The organism is Pseudoalteromonas sp. PS1M3 (assembly GCF_016865405.1).
In the GTDB taxonomy this organism is placed as follows: domain Bacteria; phylum Pseudomonadota; class Gammaproteobacteria; order Enterobacterales; family Alteromonadaceae; genus Pseudoalteromonas; species Pseudoalteromonas marina.
Window position 1 is genome coordinate 434,438 of record NZ_AP022624.1, and the last position, 19,473, is coordinate 453,910.

Genomic DNA, 19,473 nt, shown 5'->3' on the forward strand with positions numbered 1-19,473 from the left:
GTATTATAGCCACCAATTTTGGTTGTAGACCTAGGGATATACCTACTCGTGAAAGTTTTTACACAATTATTAAGTGCTTTTGTTCTTTTATTTAGCATCAACGCTATGGCTTTTACGCCAACTGCTTCGCAGCTAGAGCAATTTAAAAAACTACCTAAATCACAGCAAGAAGCCTTAGCTAGGCAGTATGGTGTTGACCTTTCTTCAATCACAGGATCAAATCAACCAAGCAATCAAACACAAACCGATCAGCCTACGATTGGCGAACGCGAAGAACCACAGCAAGCAGAACTCAGCGATGACGAGCGCTTTAATCCAAAAAAAGATGAATTAAAACCATTTGGTTATTCACTGTTTGCCGGTGAGCCAACCACTTTTATGCCAAATGAAAGCGCAGCAGTTCCTGATACTTATTTAGTCGGCCCTGGTGATCAGTTAAACATTAACTTTTATGGTAAAGAAAGTGAAAGTTTTGATGTTACAGTCGATCGTGAAGGCAGAATTAGCATTCCTGATTTAACACCAGTCCAAGTAGCAGGCTTAACGTTTGCAGAAGTAAAAGCGCTTATTAATGCTAAGGTAGAGCAAGAAGTTATTGGCGTAAAAGCGTTTGTATCGCTTGGGCAGTTACGCAGTATGCGTATTTTAGTATTAGGTGAGGCTTACAAACCGGGTAGCTATAGTGTTTCGTCTTTAACCACCGTATCGCATGCATTATTTGTCAGTGGTGGTGTATCTGACATTGCTTCTCTTCGTAATATTCAAGTTAAACGCGCTGGTAAAGTGGTTAGTAACTTCGATTTATACGATTTACTGATCAAAGGTGATAGCAGTAAAGATATAGTATTAAAACCTGGGGACGTTGTATTTGTACCTTCTGTTGGTTCACAAGTAACGGTTGAAGGCCTTGTAAAACGCCCGGCTATTTTTGAACTTAAACAAGGTGAAACGGCTAAACAACTTTTAAACATGGCCGGCGGATTAAAACCAGAGGCTTATGCTAAAAACGTGGTTGTTGAGCGTTTTAATAATCAGCGTAAAGAAATACTCTCTGTTGATTTTAGCAAAAGTAACATTAACTATATTCCACAAGATGGCGACCGAGTTCGTTTTAATTCGGTAAGTTCACAATACGAAAACTCAATCAGCCTAATTGGTGCAGTTGCTCGCCCAGGTAACTATCAGTGGTATCAAGGTAAACGCATTTCAGATGTGCTTAAGTCCGTGCGCGGCGATTTACTCCCTCAGGCAGATTTAAGCTACGGTTTATTAATTCGTGAAACAAACATTAATGGTGACATAGAAGCGCACCAATTTGATGTAGCGCAAGCGATTATTAAAAACGCTGACAATAACCTAGCGCTAAAAGCTAATGATAAAATCATTGTATTTAGCCGCTTTGAAGAAAAAGAAATAGAAAAAACAGCGCTTGAAAACATGGCGCTAAGCCAAAAGCAACAAGAGCAACAACTTAAAGCTGAGCAATGGCATAAGTTTAAACAAAAAGAGTTTGAAAAATACATCGGTATAAGTCAAAAAGATGAAACTATTAAAAAAAATCAGCAAGGGCTTACAATTGCTGATTTCTCAAAACGTAAAGCGAATCAACAATCGAAAGAATTAAAAGCAGAAGACTATGCTTTTTTTAGTCGCCATAACTTACTTCTTCCTATTATCGAAAAGTTAAAACAGCAAGCATCAATATCGCAAGCTATGCAACTAGTTGAAATTAACGGTAACGTCACTTACCCGGGTATTTACCCTCTTACAGTGAGTGGCGAAGTAGCCGACTTAGTAACCGCAGCCGGTGGCTTATTAGAATCGGCTTATACTAAACAAGCTGAAATAACGCGCATTGTTTTAGGTGATGCCTCGCAGGTAGAACATGTACGATTTGATCTTGAAAGTGCACTAAAAGGTGAATCACAAAACAATATTACCCTTCGTAGTAAAGACAGCATTAACATTTTCTCGATTCCTAACTGGCAAGAAAATGTAAAGGTAGAGCTAAAAGGCGAACTGAAATTCCCGGGTACCTACACTATTCGCCGAGGCGAAACGCTCACTGATTTACTTAAACGTGCAGGTGGATTTTCTGATTTTGCAGAACAAAACGCAGCAATATTTACCCGTGTTTCTATAAAAGAGCAAGAGCAACAACAGCTTGCTCGTTTATCAACCGAGCTTCGCCGCGATATTGCTTCTAAAAGCTTCCAAAACTCAGTTAGCGGTAACTCTCTTTCATACGATGAGATGGATAAACTACTAAACGATTTAGCTAGTGTTGAAGCGGTAGGACGTTTAGTTATTGATTTACCATTAATAGTAAATAACCAACAAAACTTAGTACTACAAAATGGCGATACGCTTTACGTACCAAGTAAGCGTGATTCTATAAGCATTATTGGTGAAGTTAACTATTCTACATCGCATCTTTATAAAGCTGGTGTAAGTGTTGATGATTACATTGACCTCAGCGGCGGCCTTAAAGAGCGAGCTGCAGAAGACCGCATTTACATTATTAAAGCCAACGGCTCTGTTGAAATTCCAAATACAGGAGGCTGGTTTGCTGCTAATAATGCAAACCAGTTAGAGCCAGGCGATACAATAGTAGTGCCAATGGATACTGGGCACATGGATAAGCTAACACTGTGGAGCACAGCGACGCAGATCCTTTATCAACTAGGTGTAGCGGTTGCTGCGATTGGCAGTCTGTAATTTAATAGTTACCCAGTATTCAATTTCAGTAACTCTAAATAAATGAGATAACTTACTAATGGAAAAAAGTGTGGATTCACAGAATACTCAACAAAGTATGTATGCTGAAGATGAAGGCGTAGATCTTAAAGGTTTCTTCTTAAATATTTGGAAGGGCAAATTAATAATTGCAATGGTAACCATCATTTTTACGGGGTTATCTGTTGCTTTAGCTCTTAGTCTTCCTAATATTTATAAAGCTGAAGCACTCCTTTTTCCTGCGGAAAATGGAAAAGGTGATGGGGGGTTAGCTGCACTAGCAGGTCAATTTGGTGGTCTAGCCAGTATGGCTGGAATTGATTTAGGTGCAGGTTCTTCTGATAAGTCAGCATTAGCAATTGAAGTATTAAAATCTAGAAAATTTACAAGTGAGTTCATTGAGCGCCATAACATTTTACTAGACTTAATGGCTGCCGAAAGCTGGTCATATGAAGTGAATGCTATAGCCTATGATGAGGATATCTATGATACCAAAACAAACTCCTGGGTCAGAGATGTTGAATTTCCATTTAAGCCAAAGCCATCACTACAGGAGGCTTACAAAGAATTTAAAGAGATCGTTTATATAAACTCTTCAAAAGATACCGGCATGATTACAATTTCTGTTGAACATATCTCACCTTATATTGCTCAACAATGGGTTCTGTGGCTTATTGAAGATATTAATAAAGAGATGAAGGAACGAGATGTTGCTGAAGCAATTAAAAGTACTGAATTTTTAAAGCAACAAATCGAAACCACGAAAGTTTCAGATATTAAAACAGTATTATTTCAGCTTATCGAGGAGCAAGCTAAAACAATTATGTTTGCTGAAGTTCGAGATGAGTATGTCTTCAAAACAATTGATCCTGCTTTAGTTCCCGAAGAAAGAGTCAGCCCAAAAAGAGCTCTTATATGCATTGTAGGGGCATTGTTTGGCATTTTAATTGGTATTCTAATTATCTTGGGTAAAAATTATTTTAGAGAACAAGAAAGTGTTTGATAACTTGGCTCTTTTATACAGTTCACTCAATATCATCATTTTTTAAGTTAAGCCTGAAGCGCAGGAATTACTATTATGGAAGCTATATGACTAAAGGTATTATTTTAGCTGGTGGAAGCGGGACTCGCCTTTACCCATTAACGAAGGTCGTGAGTAAACAACTTATGCCCGTCTATGACAAACCGATGGTTTATTATCCGATCGCTACTTTAATGAATGCAGGCATCAAAGATATCCTAGTCATAACAACACCAGTAGAACTAGACCGCTTCAAAGAATTGCTAGGTGATGGTAAAGATTGGGGTATAAATATTGAGTACAAGACTCAACCATCGCCAGATGGTTTAGCTCAGGCATTTTTGCTGGGTGAAGAGTTTATTGGTAGTAGCAATGTTGCATTGATCTTAGGTGATAACCTTTTCTATGGTCATGACCTTGTTAAGTCACTGCAAATAGCTGCTTCTAGAAAGTCTGGAGCAACTGTTTTTGGTTATCATGTAGCAAACCCATGTTCATATGGTGTTGTTGAGTTTGATGAGAGTGGTAAAGCGATTTCTATAGAAGAAAAGCCAGAATCGCCAAAGTCAAACTATGCTGTTCCAGGTTTATATTTCTTTGATAACAAAGTTGTTGGGTACGCGAAGAATGTTGAAGCTTCACCTAGAGGTGAGCTAGAAATAACAGATGTTATCGAACAGTATTTAAACACTAACTCTTTAGATGTTGAAATTATGGGACGCGGAACGGCTTGGTTAGACACTGGTACTCATGACAGCCTGTTGCAAGCAGCACAATTTATCGAAACCATAGAAAAAAGACAGGGATTAAAAGTAAATTGTCCAGAAGAAGTCGCTTTTCGAATGGGGTATATTAATGAGCAACAGCTGCAGCAATTAGCTGCGCCATTAGTCAAAAGTGGTTACGGTGAGTATTTGTTGAGCTTACTTTCAAGGAGGGTCTTCTCATGAATATAATTGACACAGCTATTCCTGATGTAAAAATCTTAGAGCCTAAAGTTTTTGGTGATGAGCGAGGCTTTTTTTTAGAAACGTTTCGTGAAGACTGGTTTCGAGAGCATGTTGCAGATGTAACTTTTGTGCAAGATAATCATAGCAAGTCTGGACAAGGGATTTTAAGAGGTCTGCATTATCAAACGGAGCAAACACAAGGTAAATTAGTGCGTGTGATAGCTGGTGAAGTTTATGATGTAGCCGTTGATGTACGTAAAAATAGCCCAACTTTTGGAAAGCATGTAGGTGTTTTATTGAACAGTGATAATAATAAACAGCTCTGGGTACCAGAAGGTTTTGCACATGGTTTTTATGTAACAACTGAATCTGCTGAATTTGTTTATAAGTGCACAAATTACTACGCACCTGAATTTGAACAAAGCGTCCTCTGGAATGATCCTAGTCTTGCGATTCAATGGCCTCTCGTGAATAGTATGCAGCCATTGCTATCACCCAAAGATGAAGCTGGCTTAATGTTAGCAGATGCTCCTACCTTCTAATCGAGTAATTTATGAGTAAAATAATTTTTGTAACTGGCGGGGCTGGTTTTATTGGTTCTGCATTAGTTCGCTTTTTAATAAATGAAACCGAACATACGGTAGTTAACTTCGATAAGCTTACGTATGCGGGTAATTTAGAGTCATTAGCATGTGTAGAGCAAAATGAAAGATATCATTTTGTGAAAGGCGATATTTGTGATCGTGAGATAGTTAACGCTACGTTTGCCAAATTTCAACCAGACTTTATCATGCATTTAGCTGCGGAAAGCCATGTTGATCGCTCTATTGATGGACCAGGTGAATTTATTCAGACAAATGTTGTTGGAACCTACGAACTACTAGAAGCTGCTAGAACTTACTACGATTCTCTAGGTGATGAAAAGAAAGCAGTATTTCGCTTTCACCACATTTCAACAGACGAAGTATACGGCGACTTAGGGGAAACAGGTCTTTTCACTGAAGAAACGCCTTATGAGCCTAGTTCACCTTATTCTGCATCTAAAGCTGCATCGGATCATCTTGTTCGAGCGTGGAACAGAACTTTTCAACTGCCAGTAGTGCTAACAAACTGCTCAAATAATTATGGCCCATATCATTTTCCCGAAAAATTGATCCCGTTAATTATTCTTAATGCGCTAGAGGGCAAGAAACTTCCAGTATATGGCGATGGCAAGCAAGTAAGAGATTGGTTATTTGTTGAAGACCATGCACTAGCACTTTATAAAGTTGTATCTGAAGGCAAACTTGGCGAAACATACAATATCGGTGGCTTCAATGAAAAACAAAATATTGAAGTAGTCACAACAATTTGTAACCATCTGAATGAGCTAATTACAGATAAGCCTGATGGTTTAGATGATTTTAAAGAGTTAATTACATTTGTACAGGACAGGCCCGGTCATGACTTAAGGTATGCAATCGATGCCTCAAAAATAAATAAAGAGCTTGGATGGCAACCACTTGAAACATTTGAGTCAGGCATTCGAAAAACAGTTAAATGGTATTTAGAAAACTCACAATGGTGTAAAAATGTTCAGTCGGGTAATTATCAACGTGAGAGGCTTGGCAGCGCATGATTTATACAGTTATTGGTGGTAATGGGTTTATCGGTAGTGAGATTGTAAAGCAGCTTAGAGAAGCTGGTGAGCAAGTATATGTACCAGAAAAGCTGGATGAGGGTGTTTTTACTAAAGCATTAGGCACAGTGATTTATGCTGTAGGCCATGGCGACTGCGCTAATAATCCAATTAAAGTACTCGATTCAAACGTCAGCTACTTAGTAAAAATTCTAGAATGTAGCCAGTTTGATAGGTTTATTTATATTTCATCTACGCGTGTTTACATGAATCAGCAAGCAAGTTTTGAAAGTGCTGACCTTACTGTTTGTGCTAAAGATAACAGAGCGCTATTTAACTTAACAAAGCTTACGGCGGAGAATTTAGTCTTAAACCTAGTAGATAAAGCAATCATAGTTAGACCGAGTAACGTTTATGGATTAGCGGTAAATAGCCCTCTATTTCTACCTTCAATAGTTAGAGACTCGATCGCTAAAAATGAAGTAAATATGTATATCCGCGAGGATTATCAAAAAGATTATGTCTCAGTAGTTGATGTGGCTGATGCCATTTACAAGTTAGCTAAAGCTGATATACAAAGTAATGAGATTTTCAATATTGCCTCAGGAAGAAATACTCGAGCGGATACAATTGCAAAGGTAATAACTGATAAAACAGGCTGTAAAGTAAATTGGTTTGAAAGTAACGTCAATGAAGCCTTTTCTGAAGTTGATATTAGCAAACTGCAAAGTGTGGTTGATTTTAATCCTGCCACTATCGAAGACGACCTAGAATCAATGATTAATTCATTTACGGAATTTTACAACAAGTATGAAAGTTTTACTCTTTAGTCCAGATACGTTTGGCTACTACAAAAAAATTATAAATGTGTTGGAGTCAAAAGGCCATTCAGTTAATTGGATTAATCACATTTATGTAAAGAGTAACTTTGATCGAGTAAAATCAAGGTTAATGCCAAGCCTTACAAGTAAGTTAACAGAAAAACATTTCATAAATGAAATTAACTGGCAAGGCGACTATGAATTAATTATTGTCATTAAAGGTGAAGGCCTTTCAGAGTGTTTACTTGATAAAATGAAGCAAGGCTTTAGCAAAGCTAAATTCGTGTATTACTCCTGGGACTCACTGTCTAATGTAAAAGGCGCTAAAGGAAAATTTAAGTATTTTGATGCTATAAAGTCATTCGATAGGATTGATTGCCAGAATATTGAAAACTTTGAGTACTTACCTCTTTTTTACAGCAGAGAATACAGCAGAAAGGTAAGTAGAGTGTCAGAAAATAAGTATTCGGCAGCTTTTGTTGGAACATTGCACTCTAATCGCTTTAGTGATGTATTAGGGATGGCTTCTTTAGTTGAAAAGAATCTTAATAAACCTGCTTACACATTTTTTTACTACCCTAGCAAACCTGTTTTTAAAGTACTTAAAGTTATTAACAAAACATTTCGAAAGATACCAATTGAAGAGGTTTCTTTTGACAAACTCAGTGTTCAAGCTGTTTCTGATGTAATGTGTGATTCTGAGGTTATTATTGATTATGGGCATCCTGATCAAACAGGCTTGACAATGAGAACCATTGAGACCTTAGGAATAAACAAAAAGCTAATTACTAATAATAAACTAGTTATGGAAGAACCTTTTTATAAAACTGAAAATATTTTTGTAATTGGCCAGCAAAACGACCAAGAACTAGCCGATTTTTTAACTTCTCCATATGTTCCAGTTAGTAATGAAGTTTATCAAAGTTACGCCATAGAAAACTGGGTTGAGCGTTTAATCCAATGCTAAAAAAACTCTTTTCTAGTGCATTTCTATTAATGCTTAGTACTTTAATAGCGAAAGGTTTTATATTAATCCTTAATATTTTAATTGCTCGTTACACATCAAAAGATACTTATGGAACTTTTGCGTTTTTGCGAAGTACAATTAACTTATTTGAGACTACATTTAGCTCAGCAGTTAATCCTTTTGCTGTTAAAGAGAGTTCTAAGGAGAACTCTAGTAAAGTTTCAGTGCTTGCATATGGTGTCTTCTATGCATTTACCGCATTAATCATCTCCACCTCATGCTTGTTATTATGGGCTAGTAGTCAATTGATAGGAAGTTTATCTTCCTTTGATTTTTTGACGCTCCAAATAGTTTTGACAGTAGTAATATTAATTTCACTGACTCTGTTAAATGGTTATTCAATCTCTGTGTATATAGGGAAAGGGATTTATAAAGTAATTTTTTTCTCAACAGTAATTAGTATTGTTTTATCAACCGCTGTTATTTTCTATACATATGAAGATATTAATGTAGAAATAGCTTTATTTTATATGCTTATTTATCAGCTTACTGATTTAACAGTTAAAGTATGTAATGCATTGATTAATCACACACATATTATAAAAAACATTGAATACGATGTGCTTTTTCAGAAAACTAAAGGAGTATTAAATACGGTAAAGCCAGTAATTGTTGGTTCTGCAATTAATGCTTTTATCTTTTGGTTTGTAAGGTATGTAACAGCTAATAGTGAGAATGGCTTTGTAGCACTCGCTGAGTTCGATGTTTCATTTCAGATGTTTATGATTTGTTCAATCCTGTTAAATATCATCTGTAATATTGTTTTACGAAATTTAACAAAGCTCCATGAGTCAGGAAGCAATCTAAAGCAACTTCTCAGCTATGCTATGCAATATATGTCGTTGTCATGCCTACTATTCGTTGGTGTTGGCTATTTTCTTTACGATTACTTTTTACTTTTATATGGTGATAAATACACTGCAGATTTATTTTTAGAAGTAACTTTAATCTGTTTATTTTACTCTGTTGCCTTAGCATTCAATAGAGTAATGGTTGTTATGAATAAAACATATCAGCTTTTTTATGTTGCCTTAACTTCTGCGATAGTCATGGGCGCATATATTTTAACAGTAACTGCAAGTGCAGAGAGTTTAGCAATATCATTCAGTGTATATTACCTAACCTCATGTGTTGTTTATTTATATATTTTTAAATATAGGCTTATCAAATGATTGATCGTATTACGAAGCTTTATCAAGACAGCGGCTTACTACTTTTCTGTGTACGAATTCCTTTGCGCTTTCTAAAAGTTTTTTTCGATATCTTAAATACTCTATTTTATAAGGCTGTATGTAAAAAAGTTGGCAAAAATGTTCGTATCGAGTTTGGTGCTAGAATTGAGTCACCTAAGCTTGTAAGCATAGGTGATGGGGTTTTTATTGGAAAAGGAACATTGCTTGTATCAGAGAACAACACAGGTGAATGTATTATAGAGGATAAAGTACATATATGCCGAAATTGCCATCTAGATCACACAGGTGGATTAACTATTGGAAATAATACCTTGTTATCAGAAGGTGTTGTCATTTACAGCCATAGCCATGGCTACGACCCTAAAAGTAAGCCAGTTAGCATCAAAAAGGAAATTGCAGCAAATTGCTGGTTAGGTACACGTGCAATTTTATTAGAAACCGCTGAAAGTATTGCTGCAAAGACGATTATTGCGAGTGCTGCGGTTGTATCTAAGTCTATTACAGAAAAACAATGTATCTTTGGTGGTGTACCTGCAAAAAGAATAAAACAGTACAATGATTGATGCATTTATAACCTTTTACTTTATTATTCTATTGCTGTTACTTCTTTACTTAAAAAAGGGTAAGAAAGATTTTTTTCATGTTATTCCCTTTTTTATTTTGTTTTCTATGGCTGAGGTGCCATATCTATACTTTATCGCTCATAATCCGCAAGAACTTCACCCGAAAGTTATCTATTACTTAGATGACTTTAGTTTTGCTTTTTTTCAGCATGTTATGTACAAGCTAATATTTGCAATAGTTTGCATTTTTACCATGGCTTTCTTTGAGCCTAAGGGAAAACTTTTTGGCGTATCTAGTGTTGGCGTAGGTATGAAGGTTGTAAAATTTAAATATGCGAGCTATTTCTTTATTGCCCTCACGATACTAATGTTTGCTTTGTTCCTTCATAAAGTAGGCGGTTTCTTCTTTCTGATAAGTAATATGGATAATAAAACCTTGGTAGTTCAAGGTACTGCAATGTATAGGAATATATTTTTTATATCCGCGATGCTGTCTATAGGCTACTACATAACTTACTTGTCATTGAAAAAAATTAAGCTTAAAAATTACCTTTTTCTATTTTTTATATCAGTGTTTTTCTTTGCCATGCTCGCATCTTACGGCGAAAGAAAAAATCCACTACTACTTTTAGTTTTCTTAATTCTAATGTGGAATTATAAAATTAAAAACGTAAATGTTTTTTCTGTTAAAAACCTACTCTTATTATTCTTTTTAGTTTTCTTTGCTTCTCTTGCACCTATTTTAAGGGTTGATGGAGCATTAGATTACTATATGTCAGATCCAGGCTCATTAATACCTGACGCCCTGCCATATATGGGCGAGTTATTTAAGCGATTCAGTGATATTGATATCTCGCTATTCATTTTTCCATATTTTGACTCTATTAATAAGCTTTGGTTTGGTAGTACGTTTATAGACTTCTTTACTGGGTTTATTCCAAGCTCATTTTATGAGGCTAAACCACCACTAGATGAAGGTGTTTATATCTATAATTTCGCTCAAGGGAATAATATTGCAATTAACTCACCATTTAAGTACATGATCCCTGTCGGTTGGCCTCTAAGCCGTGTAACTGCAGGTTATGTTCACTTTGGGCCTGTTGGAGTTATTTTGTATGCAATTTTGACAGGCATGGTTTTAAAATATTTCTATCAGGTAATGATCAGCTCAAAGTTTGCACCTTTATGGGTTTCTTTTTATGCCTTCATGATGTTGACAGGGTTTGGTATTTCAAACGCTTTTATTTTTAACACATTAACCATATTCGTTTTATTGATGTTATTCACTTTGTTTATTTACTTATTTGAGGGCAAGAAGAATGTATCTCGTTAACTTTTCAAATCAGATTGCTGCAGGCCCCAAAAATATTGCTAATAACTTTATTCGCAATGCACTTCAAAGTGGTGAGAAGTTCGTATTTATTGTTCCAAACTTGCCAGAGTTTCTAACATATTCAGAGACAGAAAATTGCAAATTTGTAGTTGTTGATGTGGTACCAGGCAGTATTAAAGCCTTATTGAATGTGTTTAAAGTCAACTTTTCACTGATGAATTCGTTAGTAAACAAATATGAGCCTAAAGCAATTCTTGCTTTCGGTAATTTTTTGTTCGGTATTAAAAGTAATCATAAAAAAGTAGTCTTACTTCATCACCCATACATCGTCGATGACCGTTTATATGGTAGTTTGAGTGGAGTTGCAAAAATAGCTGAGAAAATAAAACGTTACCTTTTTGGTAAAACAGTTAACGCTGTTGACACAGTTGTTGTTCAAAGTAGCTACATGCAAAAGTTGCTAAATGAAAAAGTAACAATTGATTCTGAAATTATTTTTAATCCAATTAGCGACAACTTCAAAAGAGAGAGCATTGTAAGCCTTCAAACTAAGCAGGAGTTGCCCAAAGTAAAAGAGCTACTTTATGTTAGTCGCTTTTATGCACATAAAAATCATGCATTTTTATTGAAACTTGCTACTGCAATAAAAGAAAAGGCATTGCCTGTCGTTATTAATATTACGGTTGATGAATCAATACCTGAAGCGGCAGAGTTTATAGCGGCTATAAAAGAGCAACATCTACCGATCAATAACTTAGGGGAGTTACCTCAGGCAGATCTCAAACAGTATTATCAAGACTTTGCATTTGCGGCTATTTTCCCTTCAAAATCTGAAACTTTTGGTAATCCACTAATAGAGGCTATGTTTTACGATCTGCCTGTTATTGCCCCAGACCTTGATTATGCTCATTCAGTTTTAGATCAAGCTGGCGTGATTTATAAAGAAGATGATGTGCATGACTGCTTAAAACAAATTAGTAAGCTATTTGATGTTGAAACATATAACGATATTCGCTTAGCTTCACACACTAGGGCGCAATTATTTCCTGACTCAGCTTTATGGTTTGAAACTTACATGGCCCTTTTAAGGTAGCACATAAATGAAATATGTTTATAAAAGCAATAATCTAGACTTTTTAAGGTTAGTATTGGCTACGGCGGTAGTGTTTTTGCATTTAGCTTTTTTAGCTAAAACACCACTGACGGAGTCAGTTAGTGAGTCATTACATTGGCTATCAGGTAGTGCAGTGTCTACATTCTTTATCGTTAGTGGCTTTCTGATTTATATGAGCTACGACAGAAAAAAAACCATAATTAATTATTTTTGGGGGCGTTTACTTCGTCTTTATCCTGCTTACATTTTGTTAATTTTGTTTTCTAGCTGTTTATATCTTCTTGTCGGAGACGGGAGTTCGGTTGGGAGCTATACGTCTGAAATTAAGTACTTTGTAGCAAATGGAATTTTTTTGAATTTTTTAGCACCTACTATTGATGGTGTATTTTCAACGCATCCAGAGCCCTTTATTAATGGCTCATTGTGGACTTTAAAAATAGAAGTTATGTTTTACTGCATGGTACCTATTTTTTACATGCTCTTAGAACGCAAATATAGTTATTTATACATGTTGGCAATCTATGTACTATCTTTTATTTATAAAGATTTCATCTTATTTCATAAAGATACAATCCCAATGGCTGAAACACTGGCATCTCAGCTGCCAGGGCAAATGATGTATTTTATTGCAGGTATATTTTGCTTTAAATACTTTGATATTTTGAAAAGACAGTTTTCAGCATTGTTAATTGCATCAGTTATTTTGATGTGGTTGAATTTATATTACTTACAACCATTTGTAATTGCTGTTTTCATTACATTGGTATTTATTTCATTACCTAATGTGCTTTCATTTAAAAAGTTGGGCGATATTTCATATGGCGTATATATCTTTCATTTTCCGATAATTCAGTTGTTTATAGCAAACGGTTTTGAGTTTAATACGGTTTCATCTTACTTTGTGCTATTTACGACTATTTTTGTTGTCTCTACAGCTTCGTGGAAACTAGTTGAAGCACCTAGTTTAAGACTTAAAAATAGATTCTTTTAGGAGTTAATATGGGAGTCTTAATTACGGGTGGAAATGGCTTTATTGGTAAAAAGCTTGTTGATTATCTATCAAAGGATTTTTCGATATCGATAACACAAAGAGCTGGCGAAGTGATTCCTCAAGCTGCAGTGAAATCTGTAGTAACAGGTGACTTATCTGGGTTTTTAGAGTGGGATAGTGCGGTTAAAGGATGCTCTCAAGTTGTTCATTTAGCATCGTTTGCCCATAAACATGCTTCAACTATTCAAGAGCTTGAGCAAACAAATATTGGAGCCCTAAAAGACTTATTAGTAGCATGTAAAAATAATAATATAAAAAAGTTTATTTACTTTAGTACAGCGTATGTTCATGGTAAATGCGCTGACTTAGATGTTAATGAAAACTCTTCGTTAATTAAAGGAGTACCACAACTTCAAACGAGGATCATCGCAGAAAATTTAGTAAAAACTTTTTGTTCCGATTCAGGTATTGATTACATTATAATTCGCCCCGCACTTATTTTAAGCTATGATGCACCAGGAAATATAAGAACCTTAGCTAGATTAGTCTCTAAAGTTCACGTTTTTCCTTTCAAAGCAATAAAAAACCAGCGTTCATACTTATCAGTAGATAAACTACTTAGTTTCATCAAGTTTTGCTTAATGAGCGACAAAGCAAATGGTGAAATCTACCTATTAGCTGATGAAAAAGCTCTATCACTCCAACAAGTATTGAATTATCTTGCAGGTAAAGAAAAAGTAAATATTAAGCACTTTTACTTTCCTGAAATATTGCTTCGTTTGGGGTTAAGAGTTCTAGGCCAAAAAGAACGTGAAAATGTATTGCTTGATAACTTTGTTGTCGACTCATCGAAAGCAAACAAACTTTTAACAGAAATAGATTTGGGTAGATATTAATGTTACGTATTTTAGATTTTTTTATCGCATTGTTTGGATTAGTATTTGCTCTTCCATTTTTTATTATACTTTTTATCATTGGCCTATTTGATACTGGCTCGCCGCTTTTTATGCAAGAGCGTGTTGGTCGTAATAAAAAACCTTTCACTTTAGTTAAATTTAGAACAATGACAGTAGATACAGCATCGGTTGCAAGCCATTTAGCAAGCACTGCATCTATTACACCGTTTGGTGGTTTTTTACGTAAAACAAAATTAGATGAGCTGCCACAGCTTTGGAATGTACTTAAAGGTGAAATGAGTTTAGTTGGACCACGCCCTGGACTATTTAATCAACAAGAACTTACTCAGGCTCGTGAGGCTAAAAATATATACAATGTGCGTCCTGGCATTACTGGCTTAGCACAAGTGAACGAAATAGATATGTCTACTCCAGAGTTGTTAGCTGAAACCGATGCAAAAATGATTTCCACATTAAGTCTTAAACATTACTTTATTTATATACTGAAAACGGTCACAGGAAGTGGTAGTGGAGATAGAGTAAAATAGCCAAATTACATACACAAATTTACAAAAAATAACTAAATACATAAAGACTATATTATCTTTTGCATATAGTCTTTAACTATTAAGTGCAATGGTTGTTCATCTTGTAGTAAAATTGTAATTAATAGAATAGTAGTATCACTGCTAGCTTCAGGGAAATGTATAGTGTTTTTAAAATTCTTAGTTAACTTACCTCGCCCACAAAAAAGAGTGTTATCACTTGTTATAGATAGCATTTTTATCATTGTTGCTTTTTGGCTTGCCTTTTTACTTAGGCTTGATAGCGCCGCTGTATTAAAAAATACACACACTTGGGGGCTTTTGGCAATATTACTTCCGTTGAGCTTATTGAGTTTTGTAAAACTAGGTCTGTACCGAGCTGTTTTACGCTACATGAATACGCAAGCGGTATGGGCTATCGTTGCTGGTGTTGTGCTTTCTACTGCATTTTTAACTGTATTATCCTTTTTTTTGAGCGCCCCTGTTCCCCGGACTGTGCCGATTATATATGCTAGTTTCTGTATTTTATTTGTAGGCGGAGCAAGACTCACTGCTCGCGCGGTTGTTGGACAGATATCCATGCGTCGTAAAGAAGGAGTTATAATATATGGAGCGGGTTCAGCAGGCCGTCAATTAGCTATAGCACTGGCTAGCGGACCAGAGTACTCACCAGTTGCGTTTATAGATGATGACCCTAAAAAACACTTATCACTAATACAAGGTGTGTGCGTGTATTCACCTACACAGATAGCTGAAGTTGCCGAGCAAAAATCTGTTAACAAAATTTTACTTGCTCTACCAAGCACCTCTCGAAGTCGTCGAAAAGAAGTCCTTAACTCGATCGAAAAGTACAAGTTACAAGTTATGACCATACCGGGCATGGCCGATATAGTGTCGGGCACTACAAGCGTTGATGCAATTAAGGATGTAGAAATTGATGACCTACTCGGAAGAGAGTCAGTTAAGCCAAGACAAGATTTAATGTCATCAAATATTACTAATAAAGCCGTAATGGTTACTGGTGCCGGTGGCTCAATAGGGTCAGAGCTGTGTAGGCAAATAGTAAAAAATAACCCAACAAAAATTGTTTTATTTGAGCTTTCTGAGTTTGCTTTATACGCTATTGAAAAAGAGCTTTCAGAATATTGCGTTGCCAACAACCTAAATATTGAAGTGTTACCTATACTTGGCTCTATACAAAATAAAAAATTAGTTGAATCTACATTTTCAACTTTTAGTATTCAAACTGTTTACCATGCCGCAGCTTATAAACATGTTCCACTGGTAGAACATAACGTAGTTGAAGGTGTTCGCAACAATGTTTTCGGAACCTATAACGTAGCAACCGCAGCCATTTTTACCAATGTAGAAACATTTGTTTTAGTGTCTACCGATAAGGCTGTTCGCCCAACAAATATAATGGGAACAACTAAGCGTATGGCCGAACTTGTTTTGCAAGGCCTTTCAGAGGTGCAAGACACCACGCGCTTTACCATGGTTAGATTTGGTAACGTTTTAGGATCATCGGGTTCGGTTGTGCCGCTTTTTAGAAAACAAATAAAATCAGGTGGCCCAATAACATTAACCCATCAAGACATAACGCGATACTTTATGACCATACCAGAGGCCGCACAGCTTGTTATCCAAGCCGGTGCAATGGGTGTCGGTGGCGATGTGTTTGTGCTTGATATGGGGGAGCCTGTAAAAATTAAAGACTTAGCAACAAAAATGGTGCACTTGTCAGGGCTTGAAGTTAAGCATGAAAAACGACCAAATGGCGATATAGAAATTAAATGTACTGGTTTGCGCCCAGGTGAAAAGTTATACGAAGAGTTGTTAATTGGCGATAATGTTACTGGTACTGATCATCCTAGAATACTAAGCGCCCACGAAATAAAAATGCCATGGGCTGAATTAGATACCTTTTTAGCTAACCTCAAAATTGCATGTGATGAGTCTGACCATCCTCAAATTCGTAAATTACTTTTACAGGCGCCCACAGCTTTTTCTCCTACAGATGGTATTTGCGACCTTAACTGGCAAGAAAAACAAGCTAGCCAATCAAATGTTACCGTTTTGCCTAATATAAGTAGTTCTTGAGTGGCTTTTTCGGTAAATGATTGTAGGTGTTTTAGGTCTTAGCAATTCGCGTGAACAAGCTTCACGCCTACAAAGGTATCCCAAGCCACTAGTATTGAGGTATAACGCCACGTAGGAGCCTTGCTTGCTGGCGCGTTAAAGCTAATTTCCTATCTCAACTTTAACGCTTTCCCCCAAAATCTCTTTATACTTATTTGCCAATGCAACTTTTGCATCATCGTCGCCATGCACAATTTTTATATGGCTTGGCTTTTTATGCATACCCGTTACAAACTTAATTAACCCGTTTTGATCGGCATGCGCACTGTAGCCGCTAATGGTGTGTACTTTGGCATTAATGGTTATGCGTGCATTGTTTATAAAAACGTAACCATTACGTGGGCCATATTGTTGAATGTCGCGGCCTAGCGTACCTCGCCCTTGGTAGCCTACAAATAAAACATCGGTGGTTGCATCAGTTAAAAATCGCTCTAGGTAATTAACTATTCGCCCACCGGTACACATACCGCTGGCGGCTAAAATAATGGCAGGCGTTTGGCGCGTACTTAAGTAATTAATAATGGCTATATGCTCTTTGTGCGTATCAACCGTGGTTAGGTTTTTAAAATCAAGTGGGTGCCGGCCTTTGGCTACTTTTTGCTTTGCTTCGTTATCCCATAAATGCTTAAACTTTTTATATTGGTCAGTAAAGTTTGCCGCCATGGGGGAGTCGAGTATGATGTGAATATCTCGCCACTTTGAATGCTTGCCAGAGCTATGTATAAGTTGTTCTAATTCGTAAAGTAGCTCTTGGGTTCGGCCAATACTAAACGCAGGCACTAATACTACTCCATTATCGGCAACCGCACGCTCTATTACATTTTTAAGTGTTTGGGTACGTTCTTTTCGGCCTTGATGATTTTTATCACCATAGGTAGATTCAATCACTAAAGTGTCGGCCTTATAAGGTGCTTTGGGCGAGGGAAGTAAGGGCGTGTAGGGGGCACCTAAGTCACCCGAAAATACAACGCGATGAGTACCATTTGGTTTAGTGCCTTGCTTATGATTTTTAATATCAATTTCAACATAGGCCGAACCTAAAATGTGCCCAGCTCGCTGAAATCGGGCTTTCGCTTTTTGCTGTCCATTGCATGGCAAGTCAAACCACGTTTTAAAATCTACAGGTACAATACGGCGCTTTAGTAGGTTTAAGCAGGCACTTATAATTTTAGGGTCGCGCGTAACGCCCACTTTTAGTGCGTCTTCTATTACTAGAGGCAATAAACTTGCTGAAGCTTGCGAGGTAAATATGGGCCCTTTAAAACCCGCGGCAAACAAATAGGGAATTCGGCCCACATGATCAATATGGCAATGCGTAACAATGAGCGCGGTAACGTGGCTAATATCAAACTCTATTGATAAATCGTCTTTAGAGTCTTCGCCTTGAAACAACCCACAATCAATAAGTACGCTTGATTGATCATCAATTAAAAGCTCATGGCATGAGCCTGTAACACCATTAACCGCGCCGTGGTGAAGTATGTTCATATACATTTACTCTAAAAAAACTTGTTAATTACCTAAGGTAGATAACATTTTTGTAATTTGCAAAATATAAAATTAATGCACTGTTTGAGTGAAAAGTGAACGGTGCCAATGTGGTAGTTTTAAATTTCAACTTTGGTTAAGTAATTGTTACGTAAACAATAACAATGTACTTGGGTTATGTAAGTAACCAATAACTTATCAAGCATATTTACATAGGCATTATAGGCTGGCTATAATGACGCTCGATTTAGTTTAATCTTGTGTTTATTGCAATATAGTAAGTAGTAAGGTTGCCATGGATAGTTGGTATTTAGTAACGTGTAAGCCGCGCCAAGAAGAGCGGGCAAAAGCCAACTTGAATAATCAAGGAATTGAAGCTTTTTACCCCATATTAACCACTGAAAAGCTGGTTAAAGGTCGTCGTACCGTCAAACAAGTTCCTTTATTTCCAAATTACTTATTTGTTTGCCTAAACTCAAAAAATGGGTGCTTTGCTGCAGTAAAAAATACCCGTGGTATAGGTGGCTTTGTAACATATGGCGCTAATTACCAGCTTGTACCGCTAGCAATAATTGAACATTTAAATAATCACAACTTAAATACTGTTGAATCGCAATTACCTAAACAGGGCGATGCAGTAAGTGTAAATAATAATTCGTTTAAAAATATAGACGCAATATACAAAGAGCCCGACGGCGACCTGCGCAGTATTTTGTTAATTAACTTGCTAAATAAGCAGGTAGAAATGAGCGTAGATAATACAGATATTGAATTTGGTTAAGGGTTTTGTAGGCGTGTAGCCTACTAGCACGTTGTTTATAAAAATAGGTAATTTATCAGTAAGTAGGAACTGCAACCTAGGGGCGGAAGCGTGCCCGAAGGGCTATATAAGCAAAAAGTTTTGCTTTCAAGCTGGAGCGAGACAGTACTGCGCTTTAAAGTTCTCCAAGGTAACGATTTAATACAATAAAAAGCACATTAACTTGATTTAATTGCTTGGCAGCTACTCATTCAGTTATCACTTGCATCTTTTTGTGC

17 protein-coding genes are annotated in these 19,473 nt (G+C 36.5%); 16 read left to right on the forward strand and 1 reads right to left on the reverse strand.

Annotated elements, in window-relative coordinates; translation table 11 throughout:
• Positions 1-48 precede the first annotated feature (48 nt).
• The 15 genes from PS1M3_RS02000 (at position 49) to PS1M3_RS02070 (ending at position 16,908) form a co-directional block, all read left to right on the forward strand.
• Positions 49-2,718, forward strand: a complete 2,670-nt coding sequence (locus PS1M3_RS02000; RefSeq protein WP_203985981.1) for an SLBB domain-containing protein — start codon at positions 49-51, stop codon at positions 2,716-2,718.
• 58 nt (positions 2,719-2,776) lie between these two features.
• The gene (locus PS1M3_RS02005) at positions 2,777-3,739 is read left to right on the forward strand and encodes a Wzz/FepE/Etk N-terminal domain-containing protein (protein WP_203985983.1); all 963 of its coding nucleotides are present in this window, start codon (positions 2,777-2,779) and stop codon (positions 3,737-3,739) included.
• An 86-nt stretch (positions 3,740-3,825) separates the two neighbouring features.
• Entirely contained in the window at positions 3,826-4,707 is an 882-nt protein-coding gene (gene rfbA, locus PS1M3_RS02010) for a glucose-1-phosphate thymidylyltransferase RfbA (protein WP_203985985.1), read from the forward strand.
• Positions 4,704-5,249 carry a dTDP-4-dehydrorhamnose 3,5-epimerase gene (rfbC, locus tag PS1M3_RS02015; RefSeq protein ID WP_203985987.1) on the forward strand — a complete coding sequence of 182 codons (546 nt, stop codon included), beginning with the start codon at positions 4,704-4,706 and terminating at the stop codon, positions 5,247-5,249. Before rfbA ends, rfbC begins: the two co-directional genes overlap by 4 nt.
• Before the next feature lie 11 nt (positions 5,250-5,260).
• Entirely contained in the window at positions 5,261-6,325 is a 1,065-nt protein-coding gene (rfbB, locus tag PS1M3_RS02020; protein ID WP_203985989.1) for a dTDP-glucose 4,6-dehydratase, read from the forward strand.
• Positions 6,322-7,155 (forward strand): NAD(P)-dependent oxidoreductase, encoded by an 834-nt coding sequence (locus PS1M3_RS02025; protein WP_203985991.1) that lies wholly within the window; start codon positions 6,322-6,324, stop codon positions 7,153-7,155. Before rfbB ends, PS1M3_RS02025 begins: the two co-directional genes overlap by 4 nt.
• Positions 7,136-8,113 (forward strand): hypothetical protein, encoded by a 978-nt coding sequence (locus PS1M3_RS02030; RefSeq protein WP_203985993.1) that lies wholly within the window; start codon positions 7,136-7,138, stop codon positions 8,111-8,113. The genes PS1M3_RS02025 and PS1M3_RS02030 overlap by 20 nt, the downstream gene beginning before the upstream one ends.
• Positions 8,107-9,345, forward strand: coding sequence for a hypothetical protein (locus tag PS1M3_RS02035; protein WP_203985995.1), 1,239 nt, complete (start codon positions 8,107-8,109; stop codon positions 9,343-9,345). Before PS1M3_RS02030 ends, PS1M3_RS02035 begins: the two co-directional genes overlap by 7 nt.
• Complete coding sequence (locus tag PS1M3_RS02040; protein ID WP_203985997.1) at positions 9,342-9,929, forward strand: acyltransferase; 588 nt, start codon at positions 9,342-9,344, stop codon at positions 9,927-9,929. The genes PS1M3_RS02035 and PS1M3_RS02040 overlap by 4 nt, the downstream gene beginning before the upstream one ends.
• On the forward strand, positions 9,922-11,262 hold the full coding sequence (locus PS1M3_RS02045; protein WP_203986000.1) for a hypothetical protein: 1,341 nt from the start codon (positions 9,922-9,924) through the stop codon (positions 11,260-11,262). Before PS1M3_RS02040 ends, PS1M3_RS02045 begins: the two co-directional genes overlap by 8 nt.
• The gene (locus tag PS1M3_RS02050) at positions 11,249-12,355 is read left to right on the forward strand and encodes a glycosyltransferase (protein WP_203986003.1); all 1,107 of its coding nucleotides are present in this window, start codon (positions 11,249-11,251) and stop codon (positions 12,353-12,355) included. Before PS1M3_RS02045 ends, PS1M3_RS02050 begins: the two co-directional genes overlap by 14 nt.
• A gap of 7 nt (positions 12,356-12,362) precedes the next feature.
• Positions 12,363-13,367 (forward strand): acyltransferase, encoded by a 1,005-nt coding sequence (locus tag PS1M3_RS02055; protein ID WP_203986005.1) that lies wholly within the window; start codon positions 12,363-12,365, stop codon positions 13,365-13,367.
• 8 nt (positions 13,368-13,375) lie between these two features.
• On the forward strand, positions 13,376-14,263 hold the full coding sequence (locus tag PS1M3_RS02060) for an NAD(P)-dependent oxidoreductase (protein WP_203986007.1): 888 nt from the start codon (positions 13,376-13,378) through the stop codon (positions 14,261-14,263).
• Positions 14,263-14,811: a sugar transferase gene (locus tag PS1M3_RS02065; RefSeq protein WP_203986008.1), complete on the forward strand. Its 549-nt coding sequence runs from the start codon at positions 14,263-14,265 to the stop codon at positions 14,809-14,811. The genes PS1M3_RS02060 and PS1M3_RS02065 overlap by 1 nt, the downstream gene beginning before the upstream one ends.
• Before the next feature lie 162 nt (positions 14,812-14,973).
• The gene (locus PS1M3_RS02070; RefSeq protein WP_203986011.1) at positions 14,974-16,908 is read left to right on the forward strand and encodes a nucleoside-diphosphate sugar epimerase/dehydratase; all 1,935 of its coding nucleotides are present in this window, start codon (positions 14,974-14,976) and stop codon (positions 16,906-16,908) included.
• A gap of 141 nt (positions 16,909-17,049) precedes the next feature.
• On the opposite strand, the gene PS1M3_RS02075 is transcribed toward PS1M3_RS02070, so the two are convergent.
• Positions 17,050-18,435, reverse strand: coding sequence for an MBL fold metallo-hydrolase RNA specificity domain-containing protein (locus PS1M3_RS02075; RefSeq protein ID WP_203986013.1), 1,386 nt, complete (start codon positions 18,433-18,435; stop codon positions 17,050-17,052).
• A 295-nt stretch (positions 18,436-18,730) separates the two neighbouring features.
• Here PS1M3_RS02075 and rfaH point away from each other — a divergent pair, with 295 nt between their 5' ends.
• Positions 18,731-19,216: a transcription/translation regulatory transformer protein RfaH gene (gene rfaH / locus PS1M3_RS02080; protein ID WP_203986016.1), complete on the forward strand. Its 486-nt coding sequence runs from the start codon at positions 18,731-18,733 to the stop codon at positions 19,214-19,216.
• The last annotated feature ends 257 nt before the right edge of the window (positions 19,217-19,473 follow it).